2 pseudogenes are annotated in these 501 nt (G+C 35.5%); both read left to right on the top strand.

From position 1 onward, the window contains the following. Window positions 1-45: 45 nt before the first annotated feature. A pseudogene (locus BD31_RS11115) lies at window positions 46-261 on the top strand (argininosuccinate synthase domain-containing protein); the annotation flags it as partial. Between the two features lie 6 nt (window positions 262-267). Further along, window positions 268-501: pseudogene (locus tag BD31_RS11110) on the top strand (argininosuccinate synthase); the annotation flags it as partial.

Raw genomic sequence — 501 nt, 5'->3', positions numbered from 1 at the left:
CCATCAATTAAAGCCAATGCACTTTAATCTAAAAAAAAATATTGTCTTGCAACAGCTCTTGCAAGACCACTTATCGCAGAAAAAGTATTAGAGATTGCAAAAAAAGAAAAAGTCACATCGCTTGCACATGGTTGTTCCGGTAAAGGAAATGATCAAGTACGTTTTGATATCACATTACGTTCTGGTTCTGATCTTCCAATCATAGCTCCAATTAGAGATAAAAATTTAGACAGAGAAACTGAATTAAAATTTGCAAAAAAACATGGAATAGAAATCGATGCCGTTGCAAAGAGATTCAGTATTGATCAAAACTTGTGGGGACGTGCAATTGAAGGCGGTGTACTAGAAGACCCATACAATGAACCACCTGATGATGCGTTCATTTGGGTTAAAACAAAAAACCTACCAGACAAACCAACATACTTGGAGATACAATTCCAACAAGGTATTCCAATTGGCATAGATGGGAAAATCATGGAATCTCAAAAACTAATAGAATAC

The sequence above is a fragment of the Candidatus Nitrosopumilus salarius BD31 genome, from assembly GCF_000242875.2.
Lineage (GTDB): Archaea > Thermoproteota > Nitrososphaeria > Nitrososphaerales > Nitrosopumilaceae > Nitrosopumilus > Nitrosopumilus salarius.
Note: the sequence above shows the minus strand (reverse complement) of the source record. Positions and strands in the feature narration are given on the sequence as shown.